Source organism: Roseofilum sp. (assembly GCF_982964205.1).
In genome coordinates, this window is record NZ_CEZBFX010000168.1 from 1 (window position 1) to 8,130 (window position 8,130).

Below are 8,130 nucleotides of genomic sequence, written 5' to 3' on the forward strand. Positions count from 1 at the left end.
GGGGAGATGGGGGGATGGGGAGATGGGGGAATTGCCCATAACCCATTACCCATTACCCAAACAGAACTGACTTGGATTCAGCAAACCTTGTATCCTCAATTACAAGCAACCGCCCAAGAAATTACCAACCTGTTGCGCGGACTAGAAGGCTACTATGTTTCCAGCGGGCCGTCAGGCGCTCCGACGCGGGGACGGGCGGAAGTGCTGCCCACCGGTCGGAATTTTTACTCGGTTGATATTCGGGCGATTCCCACAGAAACGGCTTGGGGAATGGCGCGAAAAGCAGCCGAGGCATTAATTGAACGTTATACCCAGGAAAATGGGGAGTATCCAAAAACCTTGGGGTTGTCGATGTGGGGCACTTCAGCCATGCGGACGGGAGGAGAAGATTTGGCTGAGGCTTTATGGTTGTTAGGGGTACAACCAGTTTGGGATGGCCCATCTCGTCGCGTGGTCGATTTTGAAGTGGTTCCGGTGTCGGTGTTGGGACGGCCGAGGGTAGATGTTACATTGAGAATTTCGGGATTTTTCCGGGATGGTTTCCCGAATTTGATCGATCTGTTTAATCGGGTGGTGGAGAAGGTTGCGGGGTTGGATGAACCGGAAGAGGACAATCCTTTAGCGGCGACGGTAAGAGAGGAAACCCAGAAATGGCAAGAGTTAGGGTTAAGTGAAGAGCAGGCGTGGGGGCGATCGCACTATCGCATGTTTGGCTCAAAACCGGGTGCGTATGGTGCAGGGTTACAGGGGTTAATTGAGTCCCAAAATTGGCGCACGGATGAGGATTTAGCCCGCGCCTATCTCAATTGGAGCAGTTACGCCTACACGGGGCAAGGAGAAAGTCAGTCTGCACCGGAAGTATTTGCCCAACGCTTACAAGATTTACAGGTGGTTCTTCACAATCAAGATAACCGCGAACACGATCTGTTAGATTCGGATGATTATTATCAGTTTCAAGGGGGATTAACGGCGGCAGTACGGTCATTAACCGGGAAAAATCCCACGGTTTATTTTGGCGATCATGCCGTTATGAATCACCCGAAAATTCGCACGCTGCAAGAGGAAATTAACCGGGTTTATCGATCGCGAGTCGTCAATCCGAAGTGGATTGCCGGTGTTATGCGTCATGGGTATAAAGGAGCATTTGAAATGGCGGCAACAGTAGATTATTTGTTTGCCTATGATGCGACTACCCATTGTGTTGCCGATCACATTTATGACGGCGTAAGCGAAGCCTATCTACTCGACCCTAAGGTACAGGAGTTTGTGGAAAAGCACAATCCTTGGGCGCTCCGAGATATGGCAGAACGGTTATTAGAAGCCCATCAGCGCGGACTGTGGACAAGTGCAAGTGCGGAACGGGTAGATGCGTTGAGGGCGATCGTCCATCAAGCCGAAGCGAGTATTGAGTAGAACAGGCGATCGCTACTGGTTTAATCCCAATATCCCCACATTAAAGCGCCATATTGAAGAGTGGACAAGAACCAATTAAAACCACTTTTTTCCGCTGGTGTAAATGGTCGTGGCTTCAAGTCCACCTCATGCTTCAATCCCACCAACTGATTCCCTTTTCCATATCGCTTAAATCGGCGAATAAAAGAGAATAAACCTTGACCAAAATCATGATAAACTAATGAAGACAAAGCATAGGAGAGTTGACCCACTTCCGAAAGGCGAAACCCCAAATCAATATCCTCACCTGCTGCAATTTGAATCTGGTCATCAAATCCACCAACTGATTCTAAAGCAGGCTTCCAGATTAGAGTATTGGCAGTAATCACATAATGGGGACGCAGATCCCCAAATTGATCTTGGACTGAAGGTGGAATCAGAATTTTTTGAGAGCCATAATAAGCAGAAAGTTGATCTTGTTGCAAGGGTTGCACATTGCCGGCATAACCCACTGCACCATTGAGCATAGTTTGGTAACCTGTTAAAAAGCTGGCTGTAGGAATACAATCACTATCCGTGAATAAAATCCATTCTCCTTGAGCTTTTTGAATGCCTAAATTTCTCGCACTAGCTGGACCGAGCGCTTGACATTCAAAGCGTTTAATCGGTAGGCTGAAATGACCAAAATCTTCCCTAATAACAATGGGAATAGAAGAATTATTATCAACGATCAGTATCTCACGAGGATAGTTTTCTGGGAGATGGGAATCAAAAAAAGAGGTCAGAAACCGATCAATCCCTGGTTGATTATTTTTCACAGGGATAACCACAGAAACTCGATCGCAGGCTAAAGTTAAGGGAGCCTGAAGATTGAGTTTGCGCTCAGGAACAAAATGACTATAGATCAGTGAAGTCATGTTGGGTAATGGGAAAATTAAATACCAATGATTTGCTGGTATTGCACCCCGTAAACTGCCACGCAGCAGAATTTAGGAATAGATCTTGATTAAAGAATATTCCTAGAGATAATCTCTAGATTAAGTTGAGTGAATGCTAGAGTAGTTTAAGATGAGACTGTAAGAGTCGTCTAAAAGTTTCCTCATCCATGAACCTGGTTCACAACTGCGGCTAATTCTCAACGATCATTACAGCAGTTAATTGCCTCTGCTATGCCCTGGATCAATAGTGGTTTTTAAAGATAGCCAGAATAGCTCACTTGCTAGATTGAGTCTGTTGCTCACTCCCCCCACTCCTCTATTGCCCACCACAGCGCCAAGTACTGTATCAAACACCAAATAAATTCTTGAGCCGTTTTCTCACCCAAACCACCGGATTTTTATCATCTTCTGAAGCATCTACTAGCCCCAATTCACGCAACTGCTTTTGGCGTTCAGAGAGTTCGTCTTGGTGTTTAGCAAACTCTTGGACAATGACCTCGGAAAGTTCTGGGTGTTCGCGCAACAAATTTTCAAAGCCCTTATGATTAATGGCAAATAAAATGGTCTCTTCAACGGCGCGAACCGAAGCGGTACGAGGAATGCCTAACATTAAAGAGAGTTCACCAAAAAAACTACCTGTCCTCAAATTGGTTAAATGCTTATTGATTTTTTCTACATAAACTTCAACTGTACCGGATAAGACAATATAAAAACTATCCCCGGCATCCCCCTCTCGAAAAAGCACTTCAGATTCCCTTAAACGCCTGCGACAGCCCACTTCAATAAGTTGCCTTAATTCCAGTTCGGTAAAATTCTTAAAGTAGGTAACTTGGGGAAGTAAATCCCGGAGTGCCAGAGGCTTAGAGTCTTGAATTTCTGGATTTTTATTGGCTTCTAAAAATTCCTGAACTTCTGATTTTCTACGTCCGACTGGATAGAGAACTTCTGGATTTCTCAGCCATAAATCTTGCTGAGGAAAGGGGATGGTAATATTGTATTGTCTTAAGTGATATTCGATTAAAAAATTGAGGGAACTGGTGATATGAGGTTCTAAATCAATACGGGAGACCCAAACCCAGAGTTCAAAATCTAAAGAACTGGCTCCAAAACCAATAAAAATGACCTTGGGTGGGGGGTCTGAGCTAACCGAAGGCTCCATATACGCAGCTTTGAGTAGGGCTTCAGTCACTAGAACTGGATCGCTGCCATATTCGACACCAACAGGAATGTGAATCCGGTTTGTGGGGGATTCATAATCCCAATTGAGAATCATATTTTCCACAAGATGGCTATTCGGAACAATCACGGAACCGCCACGCCGGGTGCGAATTAAGGTAGAGCGCAGAGAAATTTCTTTGACATAGCCATCCATGCCATCAAATTGGACAAAATCACCGATGCGCAGTTTTCGTTCAACCAATAGGGTGAGTCCACTGGTAAAGTTTTTCGTAATACTTTGCAAGCCTAAACCAATACCAACGCCTAAACCACCAGCGAGTACGGTTAAAGAGGCAATATCAAAGCCATTGGTTTGTAAAATAACTAGAAAACCAATGGTGGAAAAGCTGTAACCAACAATAGTGGCGATCGCCTGGCGGTTCCCTTCATCAATTTTGAGCTTTTGGAGCAGACGATATTTGAGGAAGTTTTTGAGTAGTCTGGCAAAGACGAGGACAATGACTAAGGAAAAGAGAATATTGATAATGGCAATAATGGTGATCTTTTCATTGCCAATGGTGAGAATGGAGGTGTTTGAAATATGATCGATCAGGTTAACTATCGTTTGCCAAAGTCTGGCGATCGTGCTACTCATGTCGGCCCAGTATGAGGTGTATATTACCGATACATCGGGTATCGCGCTGGTCATTGGTAATCAGAGGTGAAAAATCTCTGAGGAAAGAAGTTTCAGTGTTTGGCGATCGCCGAAATTAACTCCGATATCAGCGCGTATTGCTATGTATCGACATTCGTTCTGTTCTATCATATTTCTGGGGTTACCGGGCTTATACAGCGCTTTGCGCTGGGGAATAGGGAATAGGGAATAAGGAATAGGGTTGTGGTACATGGAGAGAGAGGATTCAAGTTTGTGTTTTATAACGCAAGCAAAGTGCTGTATTCCTCTTCTGTCATTCTGGGAAATTCTGACGTTTTATGTCCGTGAAGCGGAAATTTCCGTCATTACAGCCCGAGATCGCGAAGCAATGCGGAGCATTATCGCCAACGAAAGAATCAGGATTTCATTCCCCTTTTTTGAAAAGCGACCGAAGGGGGGTATAGATCAATTGGGAAGTAATTCTGAAAGTTGCCATTCTCCCTGAAGCGTAAATGCTGCCCAGAAATAGGGAAGTTTGTATTGTTCGCTATTCCAAAGTTCGAGTTGGGCAGCTCGGAGGGCAGCCGCTGGCGAAAGGTCTTTTTGCAGCATATTTTGATACAAATTAATCATTAATTGGGCGGTAGCACGGTCATCAACTTGCCACAGACTGACGATTGTCCGGGCTGCACCAGCATAGAGAAAGCCTCTGGTGAGTCCAATTAATCCTTCACCGCGAATGGCTTTTCCGAGTCCAGTTTCGCAGGCACTGAGAACCACGAGTTCAGCACGAAGATTGAGGTTATAGATATCGTGGAGACGGAGAAAGCCGTTTATGGCTTCTCCTTGGGGGTTGAGTAAGGAGAGAACTAAGCCAGAGAGTTCGGGCGTAATGCTGTTGAGTAGTCCGTGGGTAGCAAAGTGGAGGATACGATATTGGCTGATGTCGGGACTTGTTGCGATCGCTTTGGAGGCTTGGAAGCCAAAACCTTGGGTGGTTTGTCCTTTGGGCAATAGGGCGAGAATCTCTTCGGCTTCTTGTTGGGTAAAAGGGAGGCGATCGAAGATCAGTCCCGCTTCTCTAGCCGATCGCTCTAATTCCGGCGGTAAAAAATTTTCTGGCGGTTGAATATCAGGATTAAGACGGTTGTCTTGGGGACTAAACACCGGATCGGCGAGGATCGCCAGGGTTTTGGGAGCGGCTTGGCGTTGGGCAATGTCCTGCCTTAGTTGACTGAGACTAGAAGCACTGGGGAGGGCAATCAGTTCATAATCAACGATCAGGGGGGTATAGGTATTCACGGAAGCAGGAGCGGCGATCGCTGCCCAGGGAATGTATTGTAAGCCCCCATCACTCACGATCGCTAACCGTTCCCCTTCCAGATGGTCAGCAATGGGGTCTACAATCATCGTACTCAAGATATGGGCTGCCCCTTCTGCCCGTCTTCGGCGAATTCTCAGCCTGGGGGAAATCACGGCTTCTCGGAACGCTTGGGCGGCTTTTTCGATCGCGTCTCTACTGGGCAGTTCGGCGCTATGCAACCCATCAGAAGTCACTACCCACACATAACTGCGCTCTTTTCCCAAGGAATAGGTTACTAGAGTGGTGTCCCGATCCACAACTTGCTGTTGGATCTGAGCCACACTCAGGGGTTGGGGTTGGGTGAGGTTAGCATAGTTCGGACTGGTGGCGCGGATACGAGCCTGAATATCTCGGTAAGCCAGTAGCAAATCTTCAATTTCTCGATCGAGTTCGGCCGCTCGATCGGCTTGATAATTATCTCGCAAAAGCCTAAGTTTTCGCTCTTCTAGGGCGGCTAGTTGCTGACTGAGGGTTTGTTCTTTTTGGACTAGCTCCGGATTTACACCCGTGCGAATGTCAACTTTAGCTTCTGTGAGGAGGTCTAGGAGCGATCGCCCACTGGCTCGTTCTCTGGCTTCTAGCGCCCGAGTATCATAACCGCGATCGGGGGTATTGCGGTGACGCTCCATGAGCAGATCGATATAAAACTCATAATAATCCTGCTTACTGGCGAAAAACGTACTTCTCAGGTCTTGCACACTGACCCGGGTTCTGAGATCCTCAATCAGGGTAAGAGCGTTTTCTATGGTGGCTTGGGCGAGTTCAAGCTTCCCTTGTTGGCGCTGCGCTTGGGCGATGGAATAGAGGGTAAGAGCTTCTTTGGGGCGATCGCCCACCTGTCGCCGTAAGTCTAGAGCCTGATTATAGTAGGTTAGGGCTAACTCTAAATTTCCCTGTTGGGCATAAACATAGCCCAGATTATTCAGGGTACTCGCTTTTCCGGCGCGATCGCCTAATTTTTCCCATAACGGCAAAGCATTCACATAAGTCGCTAAAGCATTATCGGGTTTATCCAGTTTCGCATACACAAAGCCAATATTATTCAACGTACTCGCCTGTCCCCGACGATCCTCCTCATCTTGCCACAGTTTTAGGGCATCTTGATAATGAACCAAGGCTTGGGAATACCGCTCCAAGTCACTATAGCTGCCGCCTATATTATTTAATGTAGCGGCGATCGATTTTGGGTTACCCAGATCCTGAACTAACTCCAAAGCGCGGTTGTAGGTGGCAAGCGCCTGGTTATAGTCCCCCAACTCCGTATAGACTACAGCCAAATTATTTAAAGTCGCCGCTTCTCCCGTTTGAAAATTGACACTACGCCATACCCCCAACGCCTGATTATAAAGATCCAACGCCTCTTGGTAGTTAGATAGCTTCGTATGCACCTGCGCCAAGGACAACAGGACGCTGGCTTCCGTTTGAGGACGACTAGCCGTTCTCGGTAAAAGCTGGTTATAAAGGGAAAATGCTTGGTCAAATTCCCCCAACTCGCGATAGGCTAACCCCATCCAATTGAGGATGATGATTTCCTGGTCAGTATTTTCAGTCTCTTGCGAAAGCTTTAGCGCCACTTCCCAAGACTTTAGCGCCTCCCGCAGTCCTCTGGCTGTTCCTTGGCTATAGTGTTTCATTCCCTTTCGGAATATCTCCATCGCCTCTGGGGAACTTTCCACTCCCCAGGCTAGGGGTTCTGCATGAGGCACGTGAAGAGCGAACGGAGTAGGGACGAAAACCATTTCGCCCCCAACCCCCCAAACTATCCCGACGATGGCACTAACGATCCTCAGCCTAAAATGGGTTGGGGTTAAATGAAAAAAACTCATAATTTTACTATGAACTCTATCTCCAGAATTTCCCGTATTTTTCTCAGCAGTCTACTCGCGAGTGGGGCAATGCTCTATTCTCCCCTCTCGACTTTAGCCCAAATTAACCAAGCCGAAGTGAACGAAATTTTAGACAGCGAAGAAGTATTCATCGAAGAAAACCCCGCTCAAGTCGAAGATCAAGCGGATTTTGGTCAAGCGGTGCTCACCCAAGAAGCTAGAGCTGGTTTAGAATTCAATAATGGAGCCGTTGGTCGTTTGGGCAGCAATTCTTCCGTTACCGTCGGTCAATGTGTGGAAGTCAAAAACGGTCAACTTCTAGTCAGCGGTCCTGTTGATGGCTGTATTGCCGGTTTTTTAGTCAACGTCCAAGGAACGCTCTACCTCCTAGAAGTCGATGCTGAAAATAATGGCAATATCAAGGTTTTAGAAGGTACGGTATTGGTAACTCCCCAAGGTGCTTTAGAAGCTGCTGAACCGATAATTTTAAGCGCTGGTCAAAAGTTACCCGTCGTGGGCAATGTTTTAGGCCAGATCCAAGATATTACCCCAGAAGAATTCGCCCAGATTGTTGCGGGGGAACTGTTTCAGGGCTTTACTGTGCCGGTGACGGTAGAAGGGGCACTGCGATCGGTTTGCCTACAATTATTTGGAGATTTAGGTTTTACCTGTACGGCTCAAGGTATTCCAGTTCCTGCACCTCCAGTTTCTGTTCCGAGTGTCCCAGGATTGCCCTTTTGATCGTTACAGCGCGAAGCGCTGCTATGAGGTACATTGTCGATCATAGATTCGAGTTGT

Annotated in this window: 5 protein-coding genes; 2 read left to right on the plus strand and 3 right to left on the minus strand. The window is 46.9% G+C overall.

Annotation, left to right across the window (positions count from 1 at the left end; all coding sequences use genetic code 11):
- Window positions 1-1,413: cobaltochelatase subunit CobN (locus AC3A14_RS23285; protein ID WP_487779188.1), on the plus strand; the 1,413-nt coding region annotated here is incomplete at its 5' end.
- Between the two features lie 20 nt (window positions 1,414-1,433).
- On the opposite strand, the gene AC3A14_RS23290 is transcribed toward AC3A14_RS23285, so the two are convergent.
- The 3 genes from AC3A14_RS23290 to AC3A14_RS23300 all read right to left on the minus strand — a co-directional run bounded on the left by AC3A14_RS23290 (window position 1,434) and on the right by AC3A14_RS23300 (window position 7,245).
- On the minus strand, window positions 1,434-2,309 hold the full coding sequence (locus AC3A14_RS23290; RefSeq protein ID WP_318734144.1) for a glycosyltransferase: 876 nt from the start codon (window positions 2,307-2,309) through the stop codon (window positions 1,434-1,436).
- A 367-nt stretch (window positions 2,310-2,676) separates the two neighbouring features.
- The gene (locus AC3A14_RS23295; RefSeq protein WP_318734142.1) at window positions 2,677-4,197 is read right to left on the minus strand and encodes a cyclic nucleotide-binding domain-containing protein; all 1,521 of its coding nucleotides are present in this window, start codon (window positions 4,195-4,197) and stop codon (window positions 2,677-2,679) included.
- 411 nt (window positions 4,198-4,608) lie between these two features.
- On the minus strand, window positions 4,609-7,245 hold the full coding sequence (locus AC3A14_RS23300; RefSeq protein WP_318734140.1) for a CHAT domain-containing tetratricopeptide repeat protein: 2,637 nt from the start codon (window positions 7,243-7,245) through the stop codon (window positions 4,609-4,611).
- A gap of 96 nt (window positions 7,246-7,341) precedes the next feature.
- Between AC3A14_RS23300 and AC3A14_RS23305 the strand changes: the two genes are divergently transcribed.
- Window positions 7,342-8,073, plus strand: a complete 732-nt coding sequence (locus AC3A14_RS23305; protein WP_318698548.1) for a hypothetical protein — start codon at window positions 7,342-7,344, stop codon at window positions 8,071-8,073.
- Window positions 8,074-8,130: the final 57 nt, after the last annotated feature.

What these genes read in the sequence shown, in the direction of transcription:
- AC3A14_RS23290 (WP_318734144.1), bottom strand. Translation starts at nt 2,309, where the DNA reads ATGACTTCACTGATCTATAGTCATTTTGTTCCTGAGCGCAAACTCAAT.
- AC3A14_RS23295 (WP_318734142.1), bottom strand. Translation starts at nt 4,197, where the DNA reads ATGACCAGCGCGATACCCGATGTATCGGTAATATACACCTCATACTGG.
- AC3A14_RS23300 (WP_318734140.1), bottom strand. Translation starts at nt 7,245, where the DNA reads ATGGTTTTCGTCCCTACTCCGTTCGCTCTTCACGTGCCTCATGCAGAA.
- AC3A14_RS23305 (WP_318698548.1), top strand. Translation starts at nt 7,342, where the DNA reads ATGAACTCTATCTCCAGAATTTCCCGTATTTTTCTCAGCAGTCTACTC.